Source organism: Pedobacter heparinus DSM 2366 (genome assembly GCF_000023825.1).
GTDB lineage: Bacteria > Bacteroidota > Bacteroidia > Sphingobacteriales > Sphingobacteriaceae > Pedobacter > Pedobacter heparinus.
Window position 1 is genome coordinate 743991 of record NC_013061.1, and the last position, 25836, is coordinate 769826.

At 42.1% G+C, this 25836-nt stretch carries 25 protein-coding genes; 12 read left to right on the forward strand and 13 right to left on the reverse strand.

The genetic code is table 11. The features are described from left to right. Nucleotides 1-48: 48 nt before the first annotated feature. From PHEP_RS03185 to PHEP_RS03205, 5 genes are read right to left on the reverse strand one after another with little or no spacing between them, the layout of a single operon-like run. Nucleotides 49-1164: a M42 family metallopeptidase gene (locus PHEP_RS03185; RefSeq protein ID WP_012780804.1), complete on the reverse strand. Its 1116-nt coding sequence runs from the start codon at nucleotides 1162-1164 to the stop codon at nucleotides 49-51. Between the two features lie 51 nt (nucleotides 1165-1215). Next, nucleotides 1216-1635 (reverse strand): GNAT family N-acetyltransferase, encoded by a 420-nt coding sequence (locus PHEP_RS03190; RefSeq protein ID WP_012780805.1) that lies wholly within the window; start codon nucleotides 1633-1635, stop codon nucleotides 1216-1218. Nucleotides 1636-1637: 2 nt separating this feature from the next. Then, a complete protein-coding gene (locus PHEP_RS03195) occupies nucleotides 1638-2801 on the reverse strand; it encodes an MFS transporter (RefSeq protein ID WP_012780806.1) in 1164 nt (387 codons plus the stop codon). Next, nucleotides 2801-4342: an acyl-CoA carboxylase subunit beta gene (locus tag PHEP_RS03200; RefSeq protein ID WP_012780807.1), complete on the reverse strand. Its 1542-nt coding sequence runs from the start codon at nucleotides 4340-4342 to the stop codon at nucleotides 2801-2803. The genes PHEP_RS03195 and PHEP_RS03200 overlap by 1 nt, the downstream gene beginning before the upstream one ends. A 35-nt stretch (nucleotides 4343-4377) precedes the next feature. Further along, a complete protein-coding gene (locus tag PHEP_RS03205) occupies nucleotides 4378-5610 on the reverse strand; it encodes a porin family protein (RefSeq protein WP_012780808.1) in 1233 nt (410 codons plus the stop codon). 201 nt (nucleotides 5611-5811) lie between these two features. Here PHEP_RS03205 and PHEP_RS03210 point away from each other — a divergent pair, with 201 nt between their 5' ends. The 3 genes from PHEP_RS03210 to PHEP_RS03220 all read left to right on the forward strand — a co-directional run bounded on the left by PHEP_RS03210 (nucleotide 5812) and on the right by PHEP_RS03220 (nucleotide 8515). Continuing rightward, entirely contained in the window at nucleotides 5812-6150 is a 339-nt protein-coding gene (locus PHEP_RS03210) for a hypothetical protein (RefSeq protein WP_012780809.1), read from the forward strand. Between the two features lie 82 nt (nucleotides 6151-6232). Then, nucleotides 6233-7837, forward strand: coding sequence for a SulP family inorganic anion transporter (locus tag PHEP_RS03215; protein ID WP_012780810.1), 1605 nt, complete (start codon nucleotides 6233-6235; stop codon nucleotides 7835-7837). A gap of 6 nt (nucleotides 7838-7843) precedes the next feature. Next, nucleotides 7844-8515 carry a carbonic anhydrase gene (locus tag PHEP_RS03220; protein ID WP_012780811.1) on the forward strand — a complete coding sequence of 224 codons (672 nt, stop codon included), beginning with the start codon at nucleotides 7844-7846 and terminating at the stop codon, nucleotides 8513-8515. 107 nt (nucleotides 8516-8622) lie between these two features. Here the strand turns inward: PHEP_RS03220 and pruA are convergent, their stop codons facing one another. Next, on the reverse strand, nucleotides 8623-10260 hold the full coding sequence (gene pruA, locus PHEP_RS03225; RefSeq protein WP_012780812.1) for an L-glutamate gamma-semialdehyde dehydrogenase: 1638 nt from the start codon (nucleotides 10258-10260) through the stop codon (nucleotides 8623-8625). 78 nt (nucleotides 10261-10338) lie between these two features. Between pruA and lpxK the strand changes: the two genes are divergently transcribed. From lpxK to PHEP_RS03240, 3 genes are read left to right on the forward strand one after another with little or no spacing between them, the layout of a single operon-like run. Beyond that, nucleotides 10339-11400 carry a tetraacyldisaccharide 4'-kinase gene (gene lpxK / locus PHEP_RS03230; protein WP_012780813.1) on the forward strand — a complete coding sequence of 354 codons (1062 nt, stop codon included), beginning with the start codon at nucleotides 10339-10341 and terminating at the stop codon, nucleotides 11398-11400. Next, complete coding sequence (locus tag PHEP_RS03235) at nucleotides 11372-12187, forward strand: purine-nucleoside phosphorylase (RefSeq protein ID WP_012780814.1); 816 nt, start codon at nucleotides 11372-11374, stop codon at nucleotides 12185-12187. Before lpxK ends, PHEP_RS03235 begins: the two co-directional genes overlap by 29 nt. Beyond that, nucleotides 12187-14202, forward strand: a complete 2016-nt coding sequence (locus PHEP_RS03240) for a putative porin (protein WP_012780815.1) — start codon at nucleotides 12187-12189, stop codon at nucleotides 14200-14202. The genes PHEP_RS03235 and PHEP_RS03240 overlap by 1 nt, the downstream gene beginning before the upstream one ends. Here PHEP_RS03240 and PHEP_RS03245 read toward each other — a convergent pair. The 3 genes from PHEP_RS03245 to PHEP_RS03255 form a co-directional block, all read right to left on the reverse strand. Next, the gene (locus PHEP_RS03245; protein ID WP_012780816.1) at nucleotides 14199-15461 is read right to left on the reverse strand and encodes a hypothetical protein; all 1263 of its coding nucleotides are present in this window, start codon (nucleotides 15459-15461) and stop codon (nucleotides 14199-14201) included. The genes PHEP_RS03240 and PHEP_RS03245 overlap by 4 nt on opposite strands. A 76-nt stretch (nucleotides 15462-15537) precedes the next feature. After that, entirely contained in the window at nucleotides 15538-16002 is a 465-nt protein-coding gene (locus tag PHEP_RS03250; protein WP_012780817.1) for an NUDIX hydrolase, read from the reverse strand. Next, nucleotides 15999-16232 (reverse strand): hypothetical protein, encoded by a 234-nt coding sequence (locus tag PHEP_RS03255; protein WP_036675470.1) that lies wholly within the window; start codon nucleotides 16230-16232, stop codon nucleotides 15999-16001. Before PHEP_RS03255 ends, PHEP_RS03250 begins: the two co-directional genes overlap by 4 nt. A 181-nt stretch (nucleotides 16233-16413) precedes the next feature. Here PHEP_RS03255 and PHEP_RS03260 point away from each other — a divergent pair, with 181 nt between their 5' ends. The 3 genes from PHEP_RS03260 to PHEP_RS03270 all read left to right on the forward strand — a co-directional run bounded on the left by PHEP_RS03260 (nucleotide 16414) and on the right by PHEP_RS03270 (nucleotide 18175). Continuing rightward, complete coding sequence (locus PHEP_RS03260; RefSeq protein WP_143715682.1) at nucleotides 16414-17061, forward strand: DUF4136 domain-containing protein; 648 nt, start codon at nucleotides 16414-16416, stop codon at nucleotides 17059-17061. Between the two features lie 138 nt (nucleotides 17062-17199). After that, nucleotides 17200-17637, forward strand: coding sequence for a peptidylprolyl isomerase (locus PHEP_RS03265; protein ID WP_012780820.1), 438 nt, complete (start codon nucleotides 17200-17202; stop codon nucleotides 17635-17637). A gap of 1 nt (nucleotide 17638) precedes the next feature. After that, a complete protein-coding gene (locus PHEP_RS03270; RefSeq protein ID WP_012780821.1) occupies nucleotides 17639-18175 on the forward strand; it encodes a DUF5606 family protein in 537 nt (178 codons plus the stop codon). A gap of 69 nt (nucleotides 18176-18244) precedes the next feature. Here the strand turns inward: PHEP_RS03270 and PHEP_RS22390 are convergent, their stop codons facing one another. Next, on the reverse strand, nucleotides 18245-18373 hold the full coding sequence (locus tag PHEP_RS22390; RefSeq protein ID WP_012780822.1) for a hypothetical protein: 129 nt from the start codon (nucleotides 18371-18373) through the stop codon (nucleotides 18245-18247). Between the two features lie 59 nt (nucleotides 18374-18432). Continuing rightward, complete coding sequence (gene rlmH, locus PHEP_RS03275; protein ID WP_012780823.1) at nucleotides 18433-18906, reverse strand: 23S rRNA (pseudouridine(1915)-N(3))-methyltransferase RlmH; 474 nt, start codon at nucleotides 18904-18906, stop codon at nucleotides 18433-18435. A 103-nt stretch (nucleotides 18907-19009) separates the two neighbouring features. Between rlmH and PHEP_RS03280 the strand changes: the two genes are divergently transcribed. Genes PHEP_RS03280 through PHEP_RS03290 form a run of 3 tightly spaced genes read left to right on the forward strand, consistent with a single transcriptional unit; the run spans nucleotide 19010 to nucleotide 22651 of the window. Then, nucleotides 19010-20824 (forward strand): MutS-related protein, encoded by a 1815-nt coding sequence (locus PHEP_RS03280; RefSeq protein ID WP_012780824.1) that lies wholly within the window; start codon nucleotides 19010-19012, stop codon nucleotides 20822-20824. Between the two features lie 37 nt (nucleotides 20825-20861). Beyond that, entirely contained in the window at nucleotides 20862-22199 is a 1338-nt protein-coding gene (locus PHEP_RS03285) for a GH1 family beta-glucosidase (RefSeq protein WP_012780825.1), read from the forward strand. Between the two features lie 38 nt (nucleotides 22200-22237). After that, nucleotides 22238-22651, forward strand: a complete 414-nt coding sequence (locus PHEP_RS03290; RefSeq protein ID WP_012780826.1) for a putative signal transducing protein — start codon at nucleotides 22238-22240, stop codon at nucleotides 22649-22651. Between the two features lie 55 nt (nucleotides 22652-22706). Here the strand turns inward: PHEP_RS03290 and PHEP_RS03295 are convergent, their stop codons facing one another. Both PHEP_RS03295 and PHEP_RS03300 read right to left on the reverse strand, forming a co-directional pair. Then, nucleotides 22707-23234, reverse strand: a complete 528-nt coding sequence (locus tag PHEP_RS03295) for a DUF3575 domain-containing protein (protein WP_012780827.1) — start codon at nucleotides 23232-23234, stop codon at nucleotides 22707-22709. A 145-nt stretch (nucleotides 23235-23379) separates the two neighbouring features. After that, complete coding sequence (locus PHEP_RS03300) at nucleotides 23380-25656, reverse strand: aconitate hydratase (protein ID WP_012780828.1); 2277 nt, start codon at nucleotides 25654-25656, stop codon at nucleotides 23380-23382. Between the last annotated feature and the right edge of the window lie 180 nt (nucleotides 25657-25836).

The window sequence follows — 25836 nt, forward strand, 5'->3', positions numbered from 1 at the left end:
AGGAGGAATTCTTTTATGGGTAACGAAAATAAAATACCAGGGTTTTTATTACTTTGAGTACCTGAAATCATGGTCTTTTTTGATGTTCAACAGCGAGTGATAGATCAGGCTGATCACATTGTCTACATCTTCTTTATGGATCATTTCAACAGTTGTATGCATATACCTGAGCGGTAGTGAGATCAAAGCCGAAGGAACACCTCCGTTAGAGTAAGCAAAAGCATCTGTATCGGTACCAGTTGAGCGCGATGAAGCCTGGCGTTGAAAAGGAATATTGTTCTTCTCAGCGGTCTCGATCAGTAATTTGTTCAGATTGGTTTGAACAGCAGGTGCATAAGAAACAACAGGTCCTTTACCACAGGCCAGGTCGCCCTGTGTAATTTTATTGATCATTGGGGTTGTGGTATCATGTGTTACATCGGTAATAATTGCAACATGTGGCTTAATGCTATCAGCAATCATTTCCGCTCCCCGTAATCCGATCTCTTCCTGTACCGCGTTTACGATATAGAGACCAAAGGGTAATTTTTGCTTATTCTCTTTAAGTAAACGGGCAACTTCGGCAATCATAAACCCACCTGCACGGTTATCTAAAGCCCTGCCCACATAATAACGGTCGTTCAATGTCATGAACTCGTCTTCGTAAGTGATAACACATCCTACATGGATACCCAGTTTTTCTACTTCTTCCTTGCTGGTGCAGCCACAATCTAGGAATATATTTTTCAGTGCAGGCGCCTCTTCTTTGTCGCCGCCATTACGGGTATGTATTGCAGGCCAGCCAAACACCGCTTTAACCATTCCTTTATCTGTATGGATATTAACCCGTTTAGAGGGTGCAATCTGATGATCAGAGCCACCATTACGGATGACGTAAATAAGGCCATCAGCAGTGATGTAATTTACAAACCAGGAGATTTCGTCTGCATGTGCTTCGATAACTACCCTATATTCAGCTTTAGGATTAATTATGCCCACAGCAGTGCCATAGTTGTCTATAAAGCTTTCATCTATATAAGGTTTTAAATAATCCAGCCATAATTTCTGGCCTGGATATTCAAAGCCTGTAGGAGAAGGATTGTTGATATATTCTTCAAAAAACTGGAGCGATTTTTTAGTAACTACAGCAACATGCTTCTGTTTGTCGTCTTTCTTTTTAGCCATTATTTTGTATTTAAGATAAGCAAATATATAAATCGGGCATTAAGCCACGGGTTAATTGTCAAGTTGTAACTCCATAATGACAAAGTCGATCTCCTTGCTCACAGATCGCTGATCCGTTTGCACAAAGCCAAATTTGCTGTAAAAGTTTGCCGCCGACAGCCGGGAATTACACCAGAGTTTTTCGGCACCCATAAGTTTTACATAACTGATGATGTGTTTTAACAGAAATGTCCCATAGCCTTTGCCCTGTGCGCTAACGATTGTTGCAAATTTTCTGAACCGGTACACTTTACCCTCATTAAAGAGGGAAACCACAGCGGTTAGCAGACCATCAACAAACAGGCCAAAATGTATACCGTTTGGATCATCTTCCAGTTTAATCACCTCATAGGGCAAGTCGGGATACATTACCTCATGTCTGATGCGCCAGGTTAAATCGAATCTGATCTGTTCAATCTGCAGGGTCTCCATGGTCAGGTTTTAAGCTTGTGGCTGTAAAAATTGTAAATTAATATATTTAACCCAACAACCAAAGCCGTGCCCAGACAAAATAATGGCCACTGGCCTTTTTCCCATAGCCATAAGCCAAATGCTGAGCCAACTGATGCACCGACAAAACTGACAGACATAAAAATAGTATTCAGTCGGTTGCGTGCTTCGGGAACCAATGCATAAATCCTGGTTTGGTTGGTAACATGAATGGCCTGTTGCCCTATGTCAATCAAAATTATTCCGGCAACAAACAGATATAGATGGCTGCCAGTAAAATAAAAGGCAGCAATACTGATTAACTGTAAAATAAGTCCTGTTAAGAGGTTTTTGCGCGGATTTTTACCAGTGCTCAGTTTACCTACCAATGGAGCAGCCATGGCCCCGGCAGCACCTGCAATGCCAAATAAGCCGATCTGCAGACTTTGAAAACCAAAAGGCGGATTGGCCAGGAACAATACCATAGTAGTCCAGAAGCCACTAAGTATAGCAAAAGCCAAAAAATTAATAATTGAGGCTTCACGAAGAACAGGTTGTGTTTTGATATAATGCCACATGGATAACATCAGTGCTTTGTAGCTACCATTAAAAGCTGGTCTGCTTTGCGGAAAGCGTTTGGCCATTAATAATAAAAGGAGCGAGCAGATACCTGCGGCAATAAAATACATGGTACGCCAGCCCCATAAATACCCCACACTACCACTCAATGCCCTGGATGCAAGTATCCCTATCAGCAAGCCGCTCATGATCACACCAATTGTCTGACCCCTTTTTTCATTGGAGCTGAGGTTGGCCGCCATCGGTAAAATTAACTGTGGGATGATGGAACTGGCCCCAATTAATACGCTGGCCACCTGCAACAGCAGGAAAGTATGAGCAAGCGCTGTCAGCAACAATGCGGCTATAGCTATAGCTGTAATCAGCAGTATTTGTCTGCGGCGTTCAAACATGTCACCCAGCGGGACAATTAAGAACAGGCCCAGTGCATAGCCGGCCTGTGTCAGATAGGTGATCCGGCCGGCATAACTTTCTGTCAGGTTAAACTCACGGGCTACCAGTATGACCAATGGCTGGCAATAGTAAATATTGGCAACAATAAGCCCTGTGCAAAAGGCCATCAATAAAACATCAGACCGTTTCAGCTCCATTATAAAGGGATATTTCCGTGTTTTTTACGGGGGTTGTTCACCACCTTGTTTTCTAACATTTTAAAAGCCTTGATCAGCTTATTCCTGGTTTGAGCGGGTTCTATCACCTCATCTATAAATCCCCGTTCTGCTGCGCGGTAAGGATTGGCAAAAGTGTCCGAATAAAGTTTTTCTTTCTCCAGCCATTTTTCTTCAGGCTTTTCAGCTGTGCTGATCTCTTTTTTAAAGATAATTTCGGCAGCCCCTTTTGCACCCATAACTGCTATTTCAGCAGTTGGCCAGGCATAATTTAAATCGGCACCAATATGCTTGGAGTTCATTACATCGTAAGCACCGCCATAAGCTTTTCTTGTAATTACGGTAATACGGGGTACTGTGGCCTCACTAAAGGCATAAAGTAGCTTAGCCCCATTGTTAATGATGCCATTCCATTCCTGATCCGTTCCCGGTAAAAAACCTGGTACATCTTCAAAAACAAGCAGAGGGATATTAAAACAGTCGCAAAAGCGTACAAACCTTGCGGCTTTGGCAGAGGCGTGGTTGTCTAAAACCCCGGCCAGGTAAGCCGGTTGGTTGGCTACAATACCGATACTTCTGCCTGCTAAACGGGCAAAACCGACTACTATGTTCTCTGCATAAGCGGCATGCACTTCTAAAAAACTCTCGCTATCTGCTGTTTCTGCAATTATACCCCTTACATCATAAGGCTGATTGGCATTTTGGGGCATGATGTCGTTCAACACTGCCCTGTTTTCGTCTGTTGCTTCATAAGGTAGCCGTGCCGGAATTTCCTCGCAGTTTTGCGGCATATAGCTCAGTAACCTTCTAACATGATCAATGGCATCCAGTTCATTTGCGCATGCAAAATGCGTTACACCAGATTTAGTTGCATGTGCAGATGCCCCTCCAAGTTCTTCAGCGCTTACTTCTTCATGGGTTACCGTTTTAACCACATTTGGCCCCGTAACAAACATGTAAGAAGTATTTTCAACCATTAAAATAAAATCTGTAATGGCCGGGGAATATACAGCACCCCCGGCACAGGGCCCCATAATGGCAGACAGCTGGGGCACTACTCCTGAAGCCTGAACGTTCTTGTAAAATATATCGGCATATCCGCCCAATGAAACCACACCTTCCTGTATGCGTGCACCACCACTGTCATTTAAGCCAATAACCGGCGCCCCATTTTTCATGGCCATGTCCATAATTTTACAGATCTTTTCGGCATGAGTTTCAGATAATGAGCCACCAAATACGGTAAAATCCTGTGAGAATACATAAACCAGGCGACCATTAATATTGCCATAGCCTGTTACCACACCATCACCCAGATATTTTTCAGACTCCATTCCAAAATCGGTGCTTCTATGGGTAACCATCATTCCAATCTCTTCAAAAGAGTTTTCATCCATTAAAAAATGGATCCTTTCCCTGGCTGTTAATTTCCCTTTTTTATGTTGACTATCAATCCTTGCAGCACCGCCACCAGCATGAGCTTGTTTAATCTTATCCTGTAATACCTCTATTTTATTCTTCATTTAAAATGATTTTGTCAAATATCATCAATATATCATTACCAGCGGTATTGCAGTCTTACTGTAAAAACATCGTCTTTAAGGTCATTCATATACCCTGGCAACTGCGTAGGATCATTTACAACATGTTCATTGTATACAGTGAGCTTAACCCTTGTGTTAACCAGGCAGGTCATGCCATAGCCCAATGTATTAAATTTAATGTCTGCAGCGGTTGTATTGTTGTTTGCCCCAATTTCTGTTTCTTTCACATCTTTATTCGGATCATAAACATCATAAGCAAGCAAAGCTGTAAACCTGCTTTTGGCTATACGCTGGGATAGCCAAAGGTAATATCCTTCAAATGGGCGCAGGTACAGATCAGTGTTGGGCTGGGTAGAAAAGCTGGTACTGGCTGCGGGCCCCGTTATGAGTGCTGTGCTGGCTACACCGGGTTGTGTTCCACCAATGTATTCTGCTTTAAATGAGGTGGCACCAAAAGTATTGTCGTATTGCAATTGCAGGTTTGCCCCATAATAATCGCGTTTTGCATTCCAGTCTATATTATCCGGGCTTGTATTTTTAAAAAAGCCATTTCCATTGCTTGTAAAATAACTCTCCGTGTCGCTACGTACAGATCCTTTATAAAAAGAGCCTCCAAAGCCCAGCTGAAGTTTTTTATTGGCAAGACTATCAAATTTAAAGCCGAGGTTGCCTACAAAATCCTTTTTTGAATCATAGTCCCTGGCCGAATGCCCGCTTCCGTTTATTACAGCCAATTCGGCAGTAAGAAAATGAAATTTGCCATCTGGCCTGAACGTCAGCATTGCTCCCAGATCCCTTTCACGGGGCATCAGTGTTTGGAATACCCTTGCCCTTTCAGGGAAATCCCTGTAACCTGATGAATAAACAATAGAATATCCAAAAGGACGGTTAAACAATCCGGCTGTAAATAACAATGCTTTTGACTCCGGTCGGTGTAACTGTATAAAAGCATCCATTAGCTGTACTCCGTTTTGGGTAGCATCAATCTGAAAAACAATGCTCGAATACTTATCTGCCCGGTCAATTTTTAACCTTCCCCTGCGGATCATAAAACGATCTTTCGAGTTTTTTGCAAAGTCGCCTCCAGAAAAGGAAGAAATCCCCGCCGATTGTGCCCTTTGATATTGTGTTTGCAGATAGCCGGTAATGGCAATTTCATGCGGATCGTAAGTTGATGGTGAGTTATTGCTTTGCCCAAAGGCAAAACATGAACAGAAAAGCAATAAAACGGATAAAACCTGTTTCATAAATGACCGAAAGTATTTGAGTGCCCTAAATTACGCTTAATGCTTTATTTTCCTATAATAAGCCAGCTGATTTTACAAGTTTAACTGAGCGCTTCTTACATTTGATAACAACTAAATTACATTTTTATTACACGACAATTTGTTAGTTAGCCTATTTTGGCGTTATTTTTGGAGAATAGCAATAAAAAAACACGGATATAAATGTTCCTTAGGAAATATCGCTTATTGATTATTATAGCCTTTCTGGGCATCTTTTCAGCAAAGATGATCATATCTGGCGCGCCTGTGTTTTTTAACCATATCGACAAAGAGATCATGAATTCCGTGATTATGCAGATAGAAGCGGAGCATAGTGCAGATGGAGATAATGGCAAAGCAAAAATAAAACTTTGTGATTTTAAGATTGATATGCATTATGACTATAGCTTTTCGGCTGTACTGAGTCATTTTGGCATCAACAACAGTTTTATTGATCACTTCAAACGGCATGTTGATCCATTTCATCCCTCTGTGCCAACACCGCCTCCTAACAGGTGCTAATTTTGTAAGCATCATGTTCCTTTAGCAGGATCATGATGTAATGATTAAAAAATTAGTTTAAAACATTATAAAACTTAGTTTTATGCAAAGCGGAAACTCAATCTTTTCAAGATTGGAAGTGAAGAAGTATATATTAAAAAAGAATTTAAAGCGTGACCTGCCATCCAGTATTGTGGTATTCCTGGTGGCTTTGCCACTGTGTTTAGGTATAGCATTGGCTTCGGGGGCGCCTCTTTTTGCAGGCCTGATTACAGGTGTTGTGGGCGGGATAGTTGTTGCAAGTGTAAGTGGTTCCCAGTTAAGTGTAAGTGGACCTGCAGCTGGTTTAACGGCTATTGTGTTAGGTGCAATTGGTCAGCTTGGTGCCTATCAGACTTTTCTCCTTGCTGTAGTGCTTGCAGGGGCAATGCAGTTGATACTTGGGCTATTAAAAGGCGGTACAATAGGTAATTATTTTCCTTCAAGCGTAATTGAAGGTATGCTGGCTGCAATCGGGCTTACGCTTATTCTGAAACAACTGCCGCATGCGCTTGGTGTGGATTCGGATTTTTTTGGGGATGAGAGTTTTTTTCAGAAAGATCATGAAAATACATTTTCGGCCATTGGGGGCGCATTAAGCCATTTTAGTATAGCTGCGATAGTAATCAGTGGTCTGTCTATTGGAGTTTTGTTGTTGTGGCCGAAATTTAAAAAATTAAGTGCTGTTCCGGCACCACTGGTGGTAGTTATCCTGGGTATCGGGTTAAGTGTTGTCTTTCAGGGAACCGGCTATGCCCTTCAGGATGCGCAAATGGTTAAAATTCCCGTTGTAAATGGATGGTCAGAATTTACTGCCCTGTTTACCGCACCCGATTTTTCTCAGCTACTCAATGGTAAAGTATGGATGGTAGCTGTAACAATTGCTGTAGTAGCCAGTTTAGAGACATTATTGAGCATCGAAGCTGTGGATAAAATAGACCCCATCAAAAGGGTCTCGCCTACAAATAGAGAGCTGATGGCACAGGGCACGGGAAATATTGTAAGCGGATTATTGGGTGGTTTGCCCATGACCTCGGTAATTGTACGCAGTTCAGCCAATGTGAATGCTGGTGGAAGGACCAAAATGTCGGCCATATTTCATGGTGTCTGGTTACTTTTATCCCTACTTTTCATTCCAGGTCTGATAAATATGATACCTTTGGCCTGTTTAGCAGCTATACTATTGGTAACAGGTTATAAACTTACAAGAGTAGCTTTATTTAAGCATATGTACCATAAGGGCTGGGACCAGTTTGTGCCCTTTGTGATTACAATTATAGCCGTTCTGCTTACCGATCTGCTGAAAGGTGTAGCCATAGGTATGCTGTTCTCGGTATTTTACCTGCTGCGAACCAATATGAGGAACCCTTTCTTCTATAAGATCCAGGAAGAGGGTGATAAGAAAAACATCAGGATCAAACTGGCCGAAGAGGTATCATTCTTAAACAAGGCTGCCATACAGGTAGTGCTCAATAAAATTCCAAAAGAGACCAATGTGATCATTGATGGAACCAATTCCCGGTATATAGATCCGGATGTACTGGAAACCATTTTTAATTATAAGCATAATGCTTATACTAAGGGTATTATTGTAATTTTAGAGAATATCAAAGAGCAATATACCGTGCCAAAACTGAACAATAAAGTCATTGAAGAAATTAATAATTAAATTATCATGTGCGCAAAATTAGAAAAACTAGAAAGTCATCAAATCACATACGAGAGTTTATTAAAAGGTAATAAAGAATGGGTTGCGGAAACGCTTAAAGAAGACCCTAAATTCTTCGAAAAGTTATCCGCGGGCCAGGCGCCTCCAGTATTGTGGATAGGCTGTTCAGACAGCCGTGTGCCTGCCAATCAAATTACCAATACCATGCCTGGAGATATCTTTGTGCATAGGAATATTGCCAATGTAGTTACCCATACAGATATGAACCTGCTGAGTGTACTGGATTATTCTGTAAACGTATTAAAGGTAAAACATATCATTGTATGTGGTCATTATGGCTGCGGCGGTGTAAATGCCGCCCTGGGCGATAACCAGGTTGGTCTGATCGACAACTGGTTAAGGAACATCAAAGATGTGATCCGCTTACACGAAAGAGAAATGCAAACCATTAAAGATCCTCAGAAAAAGTCTAACCGTTTGGTTGAGCTGAACGCAATAGAAGGAGCGGCAAATGTAATGAGTACTTCAATTGTACAGAACGCATGGGCTACGGGACAGGAGCTTTCTGTTCATGCCTGGGTATATAGCCTGCAAACAGGTTTGATTACCGACTTACAGGTTAGCGCTTCTAATGCGGATGATATTTCTCCGGTGTTTAAAATGAAGACGGGAAAATAACCAGAAGGTAATTTTGCGGTTAAACAGGGTACGGATAGTATGGTACCTAACTGAACGAATATTGTCATAAAAAAACTCCAGGCCATAAGCCTGGAGTTTTTTTACTCTTATTTTTCCTCTTTTAAAAAGGGATACCTGTAATCTTTAGGCGGGTCAAAAGTTTCTTTTATTGCACGGGGAGATACCCAGCGTAAAAGATTGATCATAGATCCGGCTTTATCATTGGTTCCGGAACCTCTGGCACCTCCAAAAGGCTGTTGACCAACAACTGCCCCGGTACATTTATCATTGATGTAAAAATTTCCGGCCGCATTTCTCAAAGCATGCGTTGCTTTTTCGATAGCATAACGGTCCTGTGCAATTACTGCACCCGTTAAGGCGTATATGGAAGTGGTATCAATCATGTTTAACACCTTATCGAATTCTTTGTCTTCATATACATAAACGGTTAAAACCGGTCCAAAAAGTTCTTCACACATGGTGGTGTATTTCGGATCGTCAACCACCAGAACTGTAGGTTCAATGAAATAACCTTTAGTCTTATTATAGTTTCCGCCGGCAATAATTTCTACACCTTTATCTTTCTTTGCCTCGTCAATGTATGTGGCCAGTTTATCAAAAGAATTCTCATCAATAACTGCATTGATAAAGTTGCTGAAATCTTCAGTACCACCCATTTTGAAAGTGGCCAGGTCACGCTGCATAAATTCTTTTACTTTTGGCCAGATGCTTTTAGCGACATACACACGCGACGCTGCCGAACATTTCTGCCCCTGGTATTCAAATGCTCCACGGATAATTGCCGTGCTCGAAGCTTCGGCTTCCGCAGATCCATGTACCAGGATAAAATCTTTACCACCTGTTTCACCAACTATTCGCGGATAGGTTTTAAACTTGTGGATATTGTTGCCTATAGTTTTCCAGATGTTCTGGAAAACCCCTGTAGAACCGGTAAAGTGTATGCCGGCAAAATCAGGGTGGTTAAAAATAACATCCCCTGCATCAGGGCCTGAAACATACACCAGGTTAATTACCCCATCCGGTAATCCCGCTTCCTTAAAAATCTCCATCAGCACATTGGCTGCAAAAATCTGTGTATTGGCCGGTTTCCATACCACTACATTACCCATCATTGCTGCCGATGTGGGCAGGTTTCCGGCAATGGCTGTAAAATTAAAAGGAGTTAACGCAAATACAAAGCCTTCAAGTGGGCGCTGTTCAACCCTGTTCCAGGATCCCTTTGGCGATACCGGGGGTTGCTGTTTGTAAATGTCGGCCATATAACTTACGTTGAAACGCAGGAAGTCGATCAGCTCACATGCCGAATCAATTTCAGCCTGGTAAGCATTTTTACTCTGGCCCAGCATAGTGGCGGCATTTAATTTATAACGGTAAGGCCCAGCAATTAGCTCTGCCGCTTTTAAAAAAATGGCGGCGCGGTGTTCCCAGGCCAGGTTTTCCCAATCTGCTTTAGCAGCCAGCGCAGCATCAATAGCCTGGGCTACGTGTGCTTTATCACCTTTGCTGTATTGTCCCAGAATATGTTGATGATCGTGCGGCGGGCTAACCTTTCCTTTATTATTGGTATGGACCTCTTTCCCCGCAATGTGCATTGGTATTTCTATTTGTTCTGAACGGGCCTTGGCTATAGCAGCCATTAAAAGTTCACGTTCTTTACTTCCAGGTGCATAACCCAAAATGGGTTCATTAACAGGGATTGGTACGTTAAAAAATCCTTTAAGCATGATATAATAAGTTGTTTCAGCAAAGGTAAGGTAATTTTTAAATAGGCACTTAATAATTGCTATTTTTGGATTCTGAATATGATCAAATACCTTAGGCTAATATTGCTCCCTTTTTCTGTGTTTTATGGCCTGGTGGTTGTATGCAGAAATCAGCTGTACAACATGGGGCTGTTTAAATCAACCAGTTTCGATATTCCGGTAATCTGTGTAGGAAACCTGGTTGTAGGCGGTTCGGGTAAAAGCCCCGTAACCGAATACCTGGTTAACTTATTGGGCGGTTATAAAATAGCTATTTTAAGCAGGGGATATGGCCGTAAAACCAAAGGTTTTATCCTGGCCGATGAAAGGGCCACTGCAGAGACTATTGGTGATGAACCCATGCAGTTTTATCATAAATTTGCCCATGTTACCGTGGCCGTATGTGAAGACAGGGTAAAGGGAATCCGTTTGCTAAAAGACCAACATGATGTGATTATACTGGATGATGCCTATCAGCACCGCGCAGTGCGGGCAGGTTTCAACGTTTTGCTGTTTGAATACGAAAAGTTGTTAAAACGCCAGTTTTTGTTGCCAGCAGGAAACTTAAGGGAGCCCTTTAGCGGCTATAAAAGGGCCGATTTGCTGCTGGTTACCAAAGCACCTGGGCAGCTTGACGCTATAAAACGATCAATGTGTAAGGATAGATTTAATGAAGGGCCACCAAAGCAGCTGTTTTTTTCATTTATTACCTATGGCAACCTGAAGCATTTATTTTCCGGGCAGGAACAGGTGTGTTCGGCATTGCCGGCCGATACAAGTATTTTTTTGCTTACCGGAATAGCCAATCCAGCTCCTTTAGTATCGCATTTGAAAAATTATTCGGCCAATATCCGGCACTATGACTATCCCGATCATTACCAATTCGGCAAACAGAACATCTTGCAGCTGGTAAATGCCTTTAACAGTGATCCTAAAAAAGAAAAGATCATTGTAACAACAGAAAAGGATGCACAGCGTTTATTAGCTATTACCTTAAAAGAATTACTGTTAAATTTACCCGTCTTTTATTTGCCAATTAAAATAGCCTTACAAGACGAAGATAAAACTACCTTTGATCAAAAGATTTTAAATTATGTTTCAAGCACTACACGAAACCGTTGAATATATAAAGCGTAAGACGAATAATTTTCAACCTGAAATTGGAATTGTTTTGGGAACTGGACTGGGAGCCCTGGTAACAGAAATAGAAGTGGAATACAACTTGATGTATTCCAATATTCCTAACTTCCCTATTTCAACGCTGGAATTTCATTCGGGAAAGCTAATCTTTGGAACATTAAAGGGCAAAAAAGTAATTGCCATGCAGGGTCGTCTGCATTATTATGAAGGCTATAGCATGCAGCAAATTACCTTTCCCATCAGGGCCATGAAGGCATTGGGTATACACTGTTTGTTCGTTTCAAACGCAGCGGGGTCCTTAAATCCCAATTTTAAAAAAGGCGACCTGATGATCATCAATGACCACATCAATTTACAACCTGAAAGTCCGTTAAGAGGACATAATGATGCAGATATGGGCCCGCGCTTTCCTGATATGAGCCAGCCCTACAGCCGCGAACTGATTGACAGTGCTATGGCAATTGCCGAAAAAGAAGGGATCAACTGTCACCAGGGTGTATATGTTTCTGTAACCGGGCCTAATTTAGAAACAAAAGCAGAATATAAGTACCTTAGGATTATAGGTGGGGATGCCGTAGGCATGAGTACAGTACCAGAAGTCATTGTGGCCAAACATTCGGGGATTCCTGTATTTGCCATTTCGGTACTTACCGATGAAGGCTTTACAGAAGTACTGGTGCCGGTTAGCCTGGAAGAAATCCTGGAAACCGCAAGAGAGGCAGAGCCTAAGATGACTAAAATATTGAGCCAGTTAATTTCAACATTGTAATGTATAAACGCATTGTTTTATTTGTTTTTTTGCTGATCAGTTTGGGTATTGGGCAGGTAACTGCGCAGGACTTAAAAACTACGGTTAAGGACAATAAGGAACTGGACTCTTTAAGAAAAAAGGAAGAGGAGGGGCAGGATTCAGTAGTGTTTACTTCTAAATATGTACGGTATACAACACTTAAACTTACTAAAGACAGCATACAGACCCTGGCCCTGGATACCAGTTTAAACGGCTTTCAAAACTTTAGTGTGCTTGTTCAGCCACGCAGGCCAACAGTTAGTACCGGAAACCTAGGCCTGGCTGCCATGCCCATGTTGTTTGAACCACTTAAAACAATAGGCTTTGATGCCGGATTTCATGCGCTGGATTATTATGCGATGACCCAGGATGATGTGAAATATTATCAGGCCCGAACCCCCTTTACCAGTCTATACTACGTTGCTGCGAGCGATGTGGAACAGGTTTTTAGGGTTATCCATTCTCAAAATGTAAAGAAGAATTTTAATATTGGCGCCAATTTTAACCGGATAGGTGCCAATGGTGTTTATGCCCGGCAAAGGGGCGACGATTTAAATGGTGCACTTTTTACCTGGTATCAATCGCCCAACAAACGCTATAACCTGTGGAGTAATGCTATATTTAATACACTAAAAGCAGCAGAAAACGGGTCCATCACCAACGACAGCATTTATACCAGTGCTTCGCAGCTTGGCCTTAACCGGATAGCCGAACGCATAAGGTTAAACAATGCCAGGCAAATATGGCGGCAAGGTTCTTTTATGCTTAAGCAAACCTACTTTGTTGGCCGTATAGATAGCCTTGCCCAGGAAATATCAGACAAGATACTGCCCACTAACAAAATCTCTTACACATTTAAGTACAGTAAAAATTCTTATGCCTTTCAAAAGGATGAGGCTGATGACCACTCAGTATTTCCGAAAGGCTATGCCGACAGTACCTTTACAAATGACAGTACCAGTTACAAACACATCCAGAACGAATTCATTTATAGCTTTTTTCTCAGGGCCAAGGCCAGTACCATCATAAAAAATGAGCTGAAACTGGATGCCGGGATAAGGCATGATTATTACGATTATACCCAGCTTGGACGGTACAGGGATAAAACCAATTTTTATAATTACACCTCTTCTTTTCAGAACATTACCCTGCTGGGCGCTGCCGGTTACAGGTTTAGCAACAGGATAGACCTGAATGTTGATGTTGAACAGATTTTTCAGGGCCTCAATACCGGCGATTTCCTTTATGAAGCAAAAAGTAACGTATTGCTCAGCAATTCCGTGGGTAGGGTAGTTCTGGGGACTTATTTTCAGAATAAATCACCCGAAGAACTTTACAACAGATATGTGGGCAACCATTACAGCTGGTTAAACAATTTTGACCGCACCAAAACCATTAACCTTTCTTTTAAATATTTTAATGATAGGCTGAAATTTGACGCTACCGCCGAATACTACCTGATCAATAATTACCTGTATTTTGAGCAGGATACCCTGGGTTCAGTTACCAAAAATGGCATTAAACCAGTTCAGCTAAGTGGCAGTATCAACCTGCTTAAAATTGCATTAGGCAAGAAATTTAAATGGGGTAAGTTTCATCTGGACAGTTACCTGGTTTATCAGAAAACCGATAATCCCGGAATTCTGCGTACACCTGAGGTCTATACTTTTAACAGCTTTTACCTGGACCAGACTTTTTTTAAGGTGCTCAAAACCAACGTAGGTTTTGATGTACGTTACAATACCTCCTATAAAAACTATTCCTATTCACCTGCAGCAGGGCAGTTTTATGTGGGCAGCAACGACAAGACCTTTGATACCACGCCAATTGTTGACGTTTGGGTAAAGGCCAGTTTAAGAAAGGCCAATCTGTTTGTAAAATGCGATTATGTAAACCAGGGCTTCCCTGTTAATGGCTATTATACCATTAACCAATATCCTATGCAGGATAGGCTATTGTTCAAATTTGGTGTACAATGGAATTTTTACGACTAGGTTTTTTGCGGTTTCTTTTTAGCCGCGGGAAACAGAACATTGTTTAAGATCAGGCGATAGCCCGGAGAATTCGGGTGCAAGTTCAGGTCTGTCGGCGGATCGCCCACGGCATGCTGATAATCTTCCGGGTCATGGCCCCCATAAAAGGTGAACTGTCCCTTTCCAATTTCTCCATTTAAATACCTCACTTCTTCTGCACCTTTATTTTCGCCAAGTACGGTAACCCCGGGTTTTACCAGGCGTTTTCTGAAAGCTGTAGTCTGCCCCATAAAGCCTTTGATCACTTTGTCGTGGTTCTGGGTCAGCATGGTAGGCACCAGGTCCCATTTGGCCGAAAAATCGAACAGCGTAAAGTAGTCATTACTTTGGGTTAAGGTGCGGGTCTGGGTAACATCAATATCCGAAAACTCATAATTGGCCGGGTTCAGGTCCAGCTGAAAATCCTTAAAGGCGAAAGTCTGGTTAAAGTTTAGTTTTGACTGTGCCTGGGGGTCGGCGGCATCCCCGTCAAACATGCTTTCGCATATATCTACCCCTTCAGCACTCAGGGCAATGTCAAAGCTGTCGGTTCCGGAGCACATGGCAAACAAAAAACCTCCTCCTGCACAAAACTCTTTTATTCTTTTTGCTACAGCCAGTTTCATCTCCGAGACTTTTTTAAAGCCATTTCTTTTTGCAGCAGCCTCCTGGTTCTTTACATCTTCCCGGTACCAGGTGGCATTTCTGAAAGCGCTCCAGAAACGGCCATATTGTCCGGTAAAGTCTTCATGGTGCAGGTGCAGCCAGTCGTACCCCGTTAGTTTATCTTTCAATACTTCATCGTCGTATACCACATCATAAGGAATCTCGGCATAAGTGAGCACCAAGGTTACGGCATCATCCCATGGTAGTTTGCTTTTGGGCGAGTATACCGCAATTTTAGGTGCTTTCTCCAGTTTAACCATTTCCATGTTTACCTGTGGATTGCTGATCTCGTTTAAAATTGCAGTTACTTTTCCATCAGGCAGTATCTGGTAAGATACCCCCCTGGCCTTGCATTCATCTTCTACTGCTTTATTGTATTTAATTAAAAAACTGCCGCCCCTGTAATTTAAAAGCCAGCTTACATCGGCCTGCTGTTTAATACTCCAGTAAGTTATGCCATAAGCTTTTAAATGATTTTTCTGATCCTCATCCATATAGATCAGGATAGATGATGCCCTTACCATGATGCTGCAACATAACAGAAAGAATAAAAGAGGGATTTGTTTAGCGGTCATAAAAGGCGTATTGATACGAATGTAACGATATAACGCTATAAAAAAAAGTAAATTATAGGCTTCGGGTACCGCTACATCAGATGTTGTTTTTTGCCAGGTTGCTAAACTGCTGCAACAGGTCCTGCTGCTTTTCATTGATCAGTTTGCAGGCTTCTTCAAAGCAATGCCATTCTGCACGATCTATTTCAGGGAAGACCTGTTTTTTTGCCGAATGTGGCGGCCATTCCAGTTCAAAAGTGTTGCTGCGGATGGCTGTAGCGTCAAGGTCGCCTTCAACGGCCCAGCAATGCACCTGTTTGCCACCTTTCTGGACAATAGGGGTTAATGGAATAAAATGACCAGATGGCCGATAGCCTGTTTCTTCCTCAAATTCCCTGATGGCCGTATGTAGTGGGGCTTCGTCCACGTTGGCCTCACCTTTAGGGATGGTCCAGCTTCCGGCATGTTTATTTACAAAGAAAGGGCCGCCGGGATGCACCAGAAAAAATTCTGGTTGGCCCGATCTCCACCTGTATAACAATATGCCGTAACTCTGTTTCATTTAGCATAAACAACTTCAAACCCACCATATAAAGCCATCTCGGCAGAATGGTGAACAGTTAGTTTGAGCTTCATTTTTTCAATCAGTTCTTTCGCAAAAGTAATGCTGCGGTGCAAGTCATTGTTACCCCTGATCTCAATTCCTCTGGCCAGCAGCTTAAACTTGTTGGGTTCAAATTTTTCAATAAATTTTTGAAGGTCTGTACTCGTGTTGGTCTCTTTTTTCTGCATAAAATCTGAAAGTTTAATATGTGTTAAAACTGAAAGCAACATAAAATGTTTGAATGATGTTTTGAACATTGACAGTGTTATCCACATTTAGGCAGAAGTTTCCGCAACGGAGTAACGCTATTTTTACCGGCAAATCTTAAACCTTTTTGTATTTCTTTTGTTCTACACTAAAATCTAGATCATGAAACGAATAATGTTATATATCATGCTGCTGATCAGTGGGATGATATGGTCTTGCAGCCCCATTACCAGGGTTACAGGATCCTGGGTGGATACTTCTGCAAGGGGTAAGACCTTATTGAGCGGACAAACCATTTTCATCACCTCGCTAACCCGGAATATGAAAGTGAGAACAGAACTCGAAAATGGGTTTAGCACATTGGTTGGAGAGAAAAATGTAAAAACAGTAAAAGGAAACGATTTCTTTAACCCTGAATTTTATCAGAAAATACCGGCAGAAAAACAAGTGCTTTCAAAAATCAGGAACTCGGGTGCAAACTATATCCTTACGATATCTCTGATCGACAAAAACAGTGAGACCAGGTATGTTCCCGGAAATAATATGTATGCTCCCTATCCTTTTTACAGATGGTATGGCGGATTTTATAGTTATTACAATTACTGGGGCCCCAGGTTTTACGAGCCCGGTTATTACGTAACCGACAGAACTTATTTTATGGAAACCAATCTGTATGATATAGACGGAAATAAGCTGGTATGGTCTGCACAGTCGGAAACGGTTAATCCTGGTTCTATTGATAATTTTGTAAGAACTTATCCTAAAGTAATGGTAGATCAGCTGGTTAAAGATGGTTTATTAGCTAAATAAAAGTATTTTTTGGTATCTGATCCTAAAAAAGCGGCCATATCAATTGATATGGCCGCTTTTTTATATTTAACGCTTTTTAACATCATTCGCTTCTGTAATCGTATGATTTTACTATTTTTGCCATTTACAAAAATGATCATGAGCAAAGCAATAATTAAAACAGATAAAGGTGACATGACGGTTCAGTTTTATGACCAGGATGCACCAAATACAGTTGCTAACTTTTTAAAATTAGCAAAAGATGGTTTTTATAACGGTGTAACCTTTCATAGGGTAATCCCTAATTTTGTTGTTCAGGGTGGAGATCCTACCGGAACAGGTGCAGGTGGCCCGGGTTATAAAATTGATTGCGAGCTGACGGGTGAAAACCAATATCATGACCGTGGTGTATTGTCTATGGCACATGCCGGAAGAAATACGGGCGGTTCGCAGTTTTTTATCTGCCACAGCAGAGACAATACCGCGCACCTTGACAGAAACCATACCTGCTTTGGTAAGGTAATTGAAAATGTTGATGTTGTAGACGACATCAGACAAGGTGACAAAATTTTAGGAATCGAAGTAATAGAAGATTAATATGAATTTAAGAGGAATTGTAGCAGTATCTGGAAGACCTGGTTTATTTAAACTGGTTGGTCAGAACAAAGCAGGATATGTTCTTGAAAGCCTGGATGCCCAGAAAGTAAAAATTGTAGCTAATATCACTACAACCAAACTGGCATCGTTAGAAGACATTACAGTATACGGCGAAGATGAAGATCTGAAGTTAACGGATGTTTTGGCCAATATGGTAGCTGCAAAAGGAGAGGTCCCTGATGCAAAGGCAGATCCTAAAGTGCTGAAAGCATTTTTTTCAGAAGTAGCCCCAAACCACGATCAGGAGAAAGTTTATGCTTCTGATATGAAAAAAATTGTGAGCTGGTACCATTTGCTTAAAGACCTTCCGCTATTTAATGAAGAAGCCCCTGCAGCCCCTGCAGAAGGTGAAGCCGTTAAAGAAGATAAAGCAGAGAAAAAACCTAAAGCTACACCTAAGCCGGCCAATGCAAAGGCCCCGAGTAAAACGGCCCAGCCAGCTAAAAAGGCCAATATGACGAGCAAAAAAGGAGTTTAATTACCTCCTGATGAAATATAAAAGGGCGCCTTTTGGGTGCCCTTTTATATTTACATCCTTTTTGTTTTACTAAAACAGGTACCAGATCAGCAAAAAGGCAATAATAGAGACCACAATTGCTATAATATAGCTGAGCCTGTCTTTTTTGGTGTCACTTTTAAACCTGTAATCCCGCTTATAATCCGATGGTAAACGCATAATAACCTCCTTTTATGTCATGATGTTTTGCGGCTCTGATTTCCACAAAACCTTTTTTATTATTCGTGGTGATAGGGCTCACCTTTCAATATGCTAAATGCCCTGTAAAGCTGCTCTACAAAAAACAAGCGCACCATCTGATGCGAGAAAGTCATGTCTGACAGCGACATGCTGCCGTTGGCCCGCCTGTAAATACTTTCGTCAAAACCATAAGGCCCCCCAATCATAAAAACCAAATGCTGAACACTTCCAATCATCTGTTTGTTTAAATAATTTGAAAAAGAAACGGAAGTATACTTCTTTCCTTTTTCATCCAGCAAAATTACCGAATCCAGATTACTGACCTGCTTTAAGATCAGCTCTGCTTCCTTTGATTTTTGCTGGGCCTCTGTCAGGTTCTTTGTATTCTTCAGTTCAGGGATCACTACCAGGTTAAAACCAATATAGTGTTTCAGCCTGCTCAGGTATTTTTCAATCCCCTCAACCAGGTATTTATCCTCTGTCTTCCCTACAACCAGTAACGTAATCTTCATTTAATTGATCTATTGTTTATCTTAGCACCTAAACGTTCCGTAACACTTTGTCCTGATTCTGGTCAAAGTACAGCGCGATAAATTATTCAGGAATTCAAATATAATGGTAAAAACAAAACATAGCATCCTTAACGGTTATCAAAATAAAGCTGCACAACAACAAAAGCAGATTGACGGGCTTAAACGCAAATTAAATAACATCTCCTTTTCGAGGTTAGGGCTCTTTATTGCCGAGATCCTTATGGTAGCCCTGATCATTAATTTTGGTTTCGAATGGTTTTTTGGGGTATTACTTTTTGTGCCGCTGGTACTTTTTCTGGTCCTGGTCAAAAAACAAACTACCGTTCAAAAAGAGCTAGCTTATACCAGGGCCTTGTTATGGGTTTATCAGAACGAGATAAACCAGTTAAGCGACGGTAAGAACGGATATGACAATGGTAACGCTTATGCTGATGAATACCATCCGTACGCATCCGATCTGGATATTTTTGGACAGGGTTCGCTGTATTCGTATGTTAACCGTTGCAATACCAATGACGGACTAGACCTGCTGGCTGCCAATCTGAGCAGGGCAAACGATAAAGCTACCATCCTGCAAAGACAGGAGGCCATAGCCGAATTGATAAACCACATCGCACAAACCTTTCATTTCAGGGCCGAGTTACAAGACCATAAACCGGAACAGCTGCGTGTGATAAAAAATAAACTACAGCACGAATTGCCAGGGCAGCTTAAGTTTGCCCGCAACCGGACCCTCAGGTTATATGTTAAACTTGTTCCCTTTGTAACCATGGGTATGCTGGCCCTGGCTATAGGGTATGGTGGCTTGTTGTGGCAGTTTTTTGCCCTGGTCCTGCTTTTCAATTCCGGCCTTACTTTTTTTAACCTTGCTGCCATTAACCGGGTTTATAATGGGTTTGGTAAAGGATCGGCCATGCTCAATGCATTTGCTGGTACCGTAAAATGGACTGAGGATGTAAAATGGAACAGCACTTACATCAAAGGCTTTTTTGACAGCAGTAAATCCGATCAGCCGGTGAGCGCACAGATCAGGAGCTTGTCGGCCATTATCCAGGCTTTTGATGCCAGACTAAACATCATTGTCAGCGCATTCCTGAACCTCTTTTTACTATGGGACCTGAAGTGTTCCATTAACCTGAGCAACTGGCACGACAAGTCGTCCATACAGTTGATCAAAGGGATGCTGCGGATCAGTCAGTTTGAAGAACTGATCTCTTTTGCTACCTTAAGTTATAACCAGCCCGACTGGAACTTCCCTTTAATTGAAGACAATTTTCATTTTAGCGCCAGCAAACTTGGTCATCCGCTCATTCCTGAAAAGGTACGTGTACTAAACGATTTTAATGTAACCGCTAATCCAACTGTTGATATTGTAACAGGCTCTAATATGGCCGGAAAAAGTACTTTCCTGCGTACAGCGGGTATCAATATGGTACTTGCTTTTACCGGTGCAGCGGTTTGCGCAGCCCAAATGTCGGTATCCATTTTCAATATCCTGTCGTATATGCGGATCAAAGACTCGTTAAACGACCAGACCTCTACCTTTAAAGCAGAGCTGAACCGCTTAAAAATGATCCTGGATGCGATACAGACCAACCAGAATTCTTTTGTGCTGATAGATGAAATGCTGAGGGGAACCAATAGCAAAGACAAATACCTCGGCTCCAAAGTGTTCATAGAAAAAATGATCGAACAAAAGACCCCTGCATTATTTGCTACACATGACCTGCAACTGTCTGAGATGGAGGAAGACCATCCGGAAAAGATCCGTAATTATCATTTCGATATCCAGATCTCGGAAGGAGAGATGAACTTCGATTATAAGTTAAAACATGGGCCCTGTAAAACTTTTAATGCAGCTTTGCTGCTGAAACAGATAGGCTTAACGTTAACTTAATATAGGATTACCATATTGCCTTTTAATAACAACAGATATGATCAGGGCCTCAGATTTTGGAAATGATTTTTTATGGGGTGTGGCCACGGCTGCGGCACAGATTGAAGGTGCTGCCGAAGGGTATGGTAAAGGTTTGTCTATATGGGATACCTTTTCCAAACGATCCGGGAAAATCAAAAAAGGACATCTGCCAACTCATACCTGCGATTTTTATCACAGTTATAAAGCAGATATTGCCCTTGTAAAAATGCTGGGTTTCGGTATTTTTCGTTTCTCTATTTCCTGGCCTCGCATCCTGCCCAACGGCAAAGGGCGCATCAATCCGGAAGGGATTCTGTTTTATCATCAGGTTATAGATGAATGCTTGCTGCAGGGTATTGTACCTTACATTACTTTATACCATTGGGACCTGCCCGATGCACTGGAAGATGAGGGTGGATGGACGGCTTTTTCTGTCAACAACAGCTTTAACCACTTTGTTACCGTATGTGCAAAAGCATATGGTGATAAAGTGAAAAACTGGATCGTATTGAACGAGCCTTTTGGCTTTACTTCACTGGGTTATATGCTTGGTGTACACGCTCCAGGCAAAACAGGACTCACTAATTTTTTCTCTGCCGTTCATCATACGGCAATTGCACAGGCCGACGGAGGCCGGATATTAAGAGCTGAAGTTCAAAATGCACATATTGGTACCAGCTTTTCCTGCTCCGAAATTATTCCCTATACACAAAGTGATTCCGACCTGCTGGCCTCAAAACGGGTTGATTGCCTCATGAACCGTTTGTTTATAGAGCCAGCATTGGGTATGGGTTATCCGACGGCCGACTGGGAGCTGATGGAAAAGTTTTCTATCCAGCATTCTACCTGGAGGCATACTGAACGCCTGGCCTTCGATTTTGATTTTATAGGCCTGCAGAACTATTTTCCACTAACCATCAAATACAATGCTTTTATTCCTGTGGTACAGGCCTGGGAAGTAAAGGCCAAAAGCCGTAAAAAGCCGCATACTGCCATGGGCTGGGAAATTAATGCCGGCAGTTTTTACAACATTATCAAACAGTTTAGCGCCTATCCCAATATCAAAAGTTTAATGATTACCGAAAATGGGGCGGCCTATCACGATAAACTGATCCATAACCAGGTGCATGACCAGGACCGGATTGATTATTTTCAGCAATACCTGGGCGCGCTGTTAAAGGCAAAGCAGGAGGGGCTCAACATTACCGGCTATATGGCCTGGACACTGATGGACAATTTTGAATGGGCAGAAGGTTTTAATGCCCGCTTTGGCCTGGTGCATACCGATTTTAAGACCCAACAGCGTACTGTTAAAGATTCCGGACTTTGGTTTAGGGACTTCCTTCGCCGTTAAGGTTTTTTTAGGTATATTTAGCTAAAAGGCAATAAAAAATGGATAAAATTGTAGTATTTGAGACCTATTATAACCCTATAGAAGCCAATATTGTAAAAGCAAGATTAATAGATAGTGGTGTACAGTGTTTTTTGTCTGACGAAAATACAATTACGATTAATCCGCTGTATACACAGGCATTGGGTGGTGTAAAGTTGCATTTATTTGAAAAAGATGTGGAACTGGCCAGAAGTATACTACAGGATGAGCTGGCCGAAATTCCATTGACAGCAGAAGCCGAAGCTGCTGATATTGAAGTATGCCCTAAATGTGGTTCCTCTAATGTGGGTTATGTACAGGCTACCAAAAAGCGCTTTGGTATATTTACTATAATTGTTTCTTTACTGTTGATGGTTTATCCTTTTCATGCCAGAAAAACCTATCATTGTTTCAATTGCGAAAATGAATTCTAAAGTAAAAACCCTCCAGGACGCAGTCATGAAGGGTTTATTAAATAATTTTTCTGGTCTAGAAGCCGAAACCAATGGCAACGCCGGTGCGAAGGCCAAAACCTTCTATGCCACCTTTGATATCCGGTTCATTGGCGCCTGAAGTAGCTTTGTACTTACCGTTGTTGTAGCTGGGGCCGAAGAAGAGGTCTAAAGTAAACCCACTACCATATACCCACTGATAGCCCATCAGCGCACCTCCGCCAAATGAAGTGTATTTACCTTCATCTGATCCGTCAGAAACAGTATAATTCTGATACCTTAAAAACGGTGCAGCATAAAGACCGGCAGGTGCATTTTTTTTGAGATAAAAGCGCAGTTCTGGTGTAAGGGCCAGGCCCGTAAATTTGGTATCACTGATTTTGATACCAGTATAGGCAACACCAAGCTGTGCAGACATACCATCGCTGATTTTGCGTTCGTAAAATACCGATCCGGTTCTTAACAGCGCACTTAGAGGATTAATTTTAATGGTATTTTGTACGTCCTGAGCTTTCGCACAAAAAAAAGTGAGTGCCGTTACAGCACACAACAATAACTTTCTCATAATTTTAATTCGTTTGATTTAATTTGTTTGAGCCGCAAAAATAATACTTAAATCGATTAACGCAAATAAAAAGCCTCAGCCTGGTTTATCAGGCTGAGGCTGTACGGTATTGTAATTCAATTGAACTACAGGATTTTTGTTGTTGCTATGCGTTTTTAGCAGCAGCTTCTCTGCGGATGATATTTAGTGCACCACCTGCTTTAAACCATTCAATCTGTTGTGCATTGTAGCTGTGGTTAACAGAAATTTCCTCTTTAGAACCGTCAGCATGGTGCAATACCAGTGTTAAGGGAACATTAGGGCTAAAAGTTGTCAAACCTACAATGTCGATAGTGTCGTCTTCCAGGATCTTATCGTAATCGTCCTTATTGGCAAATGTTAAACCGAGCATACCTTGTTTTTTAAGGTTGGTTTCATGGATACGGGCAAAAGATTTTACCAGTACGGCACGTACACCAAGGTGACGTGGCTCCATAGCTGCGTGCTCGCGGCTTGAACCTTCACCATAGTTTTCATCACCTACTACAATAGAACCTATTCCTGCTGCTTTATAAGCACGTTGTGTTGCCGGAACCGGACCATATTCGCCAGTCAGTTCATTCTTAACGTTGTCAGTTTTGTCGTTAAAGAAGTTTACAGCACCGATCAGCATGTTGTTGGAAATGTTGTCCAGGTGGCCACGGAATTTTAACCATGGGCCAGCCATAGAGATGTGGTCTGTTGTACATTTTCCCTTTGCTTTGATCAGGAGTTTCAGGCCTTTAAGGTCCGTGCCTTCCCATGGTGTAAACGGATCAAGCAATTGCAACCTGTGCGAAGTAGGAGAAACAAGCACTTGTACACCGCTGCCATCTGCAGCTGGCTCCTGATAACCCGCATCTTCAACAGCATAACCATTTACTGGCAGTTCATCACCTTTTGGCGGATCTAATTTAACCTGTTCGCCTTTATTATTGGTTAAAGTATCAGTTAAAGGATTAAAACTAAGATCGCCGGCAATAGCAATTGCAGCCACAACTTCCGGAGAGGTCACAAAAGCAAAAGTATTGGGGTTACCATCGGCACGTTTGGCAAAATTTCTGTTAAACGAGTGTACAATGGTATTTTTCTCTTGTTTTTCGGCACCAACTCTGTCCCACATCCCAATACATGGTCCGCAGGCATTGGTAAAGATGGTAGCATTCAGATCTTCAAAAGTTTTTAATAAACCGTCGCGGTTCGCTGTATAGCGTACCTGCTCCGATCCGGGATTGATCCCGAAGTCGGCCTTGGTAGTTAAACCTTTGTCGATGGCCTGTTTGGCAATAGATGCGGCTCTCGACAAATCTTCGTAAGATGAATTGGTACATGAACCGATCAGGCCCCATTCTACTTTTAACGGCCAGCCGTTTGCTGCTGCAACCTCTTTCATTTTAGAAATAGGGGTAGCCAGATCCGGCGTAAAAGGACCGTTCAGGTAGGGTTCCAGTTCAGAAAGGTTGATCTCGATCAGCTGATCAAAATATTTTTCAGGTTCTGCATATACTTCTGCATCACCGGTCAGGTGTTCTTTGACTGCATTTGCAGCATCAGCCACATCTGCCCTGTTTGTTGCACGTAAATAACGCTCCATGCTCTCGTCGTATCCAAAAGTAGAAGTGGTTGCGCCAATTTCAGCACCCATGTTACAGATGGTGCCCTTACCTGTACAGCTCATGCCTGTTGCACCGTCACCAAAATATTCAACGATGGCGCCAGTGCCACCTTTTACAGTTAAGATACCTGCAACCTTAAGGATTACATCTTTTGGCGAGGCCCAGCCATTCAGCTTTCCGGTTAATTTAACACCAATCAGTTTAGGGAATTTAAGTTCCCAAGGCAAACCAGCCATTACATCGCAGGCATCAGCACCACCAACACCAATGGCAACCATACCCAAGCCACCCGCGTTAACGGTATGTGAGTCGGTACCAATCATCATTCCACCCGGGAAAGCATAATTTTCCAGCACCACCTGGTGGATGATACCTGCTCCTGGTTTCCAGAAACCAATACCATATTTGTTAGAAACAGATGCTAAAAAGTCGAAAACTTCTTTACTCTCTGTATTTGCAGCAGGTAAATCAATTGCTGCACCAAGTTTAGCTGTAATCAGGTGATCGCAATGAACGGTAGAAGGAACCGCTACCTGAGGTCTGCCTGCCTGCATAAACTGCAGTAAAGCCATTTGTGCAGTAGCATCCTGCATGGCCACACGGTCAGGAGCAAAATCTACATAATCCACACCCCTGTTGTAAGAAGTATTTGCAGTGCCATCCCAAAGGTGGGTATAAAGTATTTTTTCTGAAAGTGTTAAAGGTCTGCCTACTAATTTACGGGCCGCCTCTACACGGGGGCCAAAGTTTGCATACACCTTTTTGATCATTTCTATATCAAAAGCCATTGATAATATGTATTAAAAGGGTAAGTTATTACAATAATTGGTAGCGAATTTACAAAAAAAAACAGCCCTTCATGATCATCCGCAGATCATTATATTATTTATACCTATTCTAAATAACGCAGGGCGGATTTTCTGCTGCTGCACAGCGGGCGGCGGGCTTGTGGTGCGTGGTAGCATGAG

What these genes read in the sequence shown, in the direction of transcription:
- PHEP_RS03185 (WP_012780804.1), bottom strand. Translation starts at nt 1,164, where the DNA reads ATGGCTAAAAAGAAAGACGACAAACAGAAGCATGTTGCTGTAGTTACT.
- PHEP_RS03190 (WP_012780805.1), bottom strand. Translation starts at nt 1,635, where the DNA reads ATGGAGACCCTGCAGATTGAACAGATCAGATTCGATTTAACCTGGCGC.
- PHEP_RS03195 (WP_012780806.1), bottom strand. Translation starts at nt 2,801, where the DNA reads ATGGAGCTGAAACGGTCTGATGTTTTATTGATGGCCTTTTGCACAGGG.
- PHEP_RS03200 (WP_012780807.1), bottom strand. Translation starts at nt 4,342, where the DNA reads ATGAAGAATAAAATAGAGGTATTACAGGATAAGATTAAACAAGCTCAT.
- PHEP_RS03205 (WP_012780808.1), bottom strand. Translation starts at nt 5,610, where the DNA reads ATGAAACAGGTTTTATCCGTTTTATTGCTTTTCTGTTCATGTTTTGCC.
- PHEP_RS03210 (WP_012780809.1), top strand. Translation starts at nt 5,812, where the DNA reads ATGTTCCTTAGGAAATATCGCTTATTGATTATTATAGCCTTTCTGGGC.
- PHEP_RS03215 (WP_012780810.1), top strand. Translation starts at nt 6,233, where the DNA reads ATGCAAAGCGGAAACTCAATCTTTTCAAGATTGGAAGTGAAGAAGTAT.
- PHEP_RS03220 (WP_012780811.1), top strand. Translation starts at nt 7,844, where the DNA reads ATGTGCGCAAAATTAGAAAAACTAGAAAGTCATCAAATCACATACGAG.
- pruA (WP_012780812.1), bottom strand. Translation starts at nt 10,260, where the DNA reads ATGCTTAAAGGATTTTTTAACGTACCAATCCCTGTTAATGAACCCATT.
- lpxK (WP_012780813.1), top strand. Translation starts at nt 10,339, where the DNA reads ATGATCAAATACCTTAGGCTAATATTGCTCCCTTTTTCTGTGTTTTAT.
- PHEP_RS03235 (WP_012780814.1), top strand. Translation starts at nt 11,372, where the DNA reads ATGTTTCAAGCACTACACGAAACCGTTGAATATATAAAGCGTAAGACG.
- PHEP_RS03240 (WP_012780815.1), top strand. Translation starts at nt 12,187, where the DNA reads ATGTATAAACGCATTGTTTTATTTGTTTTTTTGCTGATCAGTTTGGGT.
- PHEP_RS03245 (WP_012780816.1), bottom strand. Translation starts at nt 15,461, where the DNA reads ATGACCGCTAAACAAATCCCTCTTTTATTCTTTCTGTTATGTTGCAGC.
- PHEP_RS03250 (WP_012780817.1), bottom strand. Translation starts at nt 16,002, where the DNA reads ATGAAACAGAGTTACGGCATATTGTTATACAGGTGGAGATCGGGCCAA.
- PHEP_RS03255 (WP_036675470.1), bottom strand. Translation starts at nt 16,232, where the DNA reads ATGCAGAAAAAAGAGACCAACACGAGTACAGACCTTCAAAAATTTATT.
- PHEP_RS03260 (WP_143715682.1), top strand. Translation starts at nt 16,414, where the DNA reads ATGAAACGAATAATGTTATATATCATGCTGCTGATCAGTGGGATGATA.
- PHEP_RS03265 (WP_012780820.1), top strand. Translation starts at nt 17,200, where the DNA reads ATGAGCAAAGCAATAATTAAAACAGATAAAGGTGACATGACGGTTCAG.
- PHEP_RS03270 (WP_012780821.1), top strand. Translation starts at nt 17,639, where the DNA reads ATGAATTTAAGAGGAATTGTAGCAGTATCTGGAAGACCTGGTTTATTT.
- PHEP_RS22390 (WP_012780822.1), bottom strand. Translation starts at nt 18,373, where the DNA reads ATGCGTTTACCATCGGATTATAAGCGGGATTACAGGTTTAAAAGTGAC.
- rlmH (WP_012780823.1), bottom strand. Translation starts at nt 18,906, where the DNA reads ATGAAGATTACGTTACTGGTTGTAGGGAAGACAGAGGATAAATACCTG.
- PHEP_RS03280 (WP_012780824.1), top strand. Translation starts at nt 19,010, where the DNA reads ATGGTAAAAACAAAACATAGCATCCTTAACGGTTATCAAAATAAAGCT.
- PHEP_RS03285 (WP_012780825.1), top strand. Translation starts at nt 20,862, where the DNA reads ATGATCAGGGCCTCAGATTTTGGAAATGATTTTTTATGGGGTGTGGCC.
- PHEP_RS03290 (WP_012780826.1), top strand. Translation starts at nt 22,238, where the DNA reads ATGGATAAAATTGTAGTATTTGAGACCTATTATAACCCTATAGAAGCC.
- PHEP_RS03295 (WP_012780827.1), bottom strand. Translation starts at nt 23,234, where the DNA reads ATGAGAAAGTTATTGTTGTGTGCTGTAACGGCACTCACTTTTTTTTGT.
- PHEP_RS03300 (WP_012780828.1), bottom strand. Translation starts at nt 25,656, where the DNA reads ATGGCTTTTGATATAGAAATGATCAAAAAGGTGTATGCAAACTTTGGC.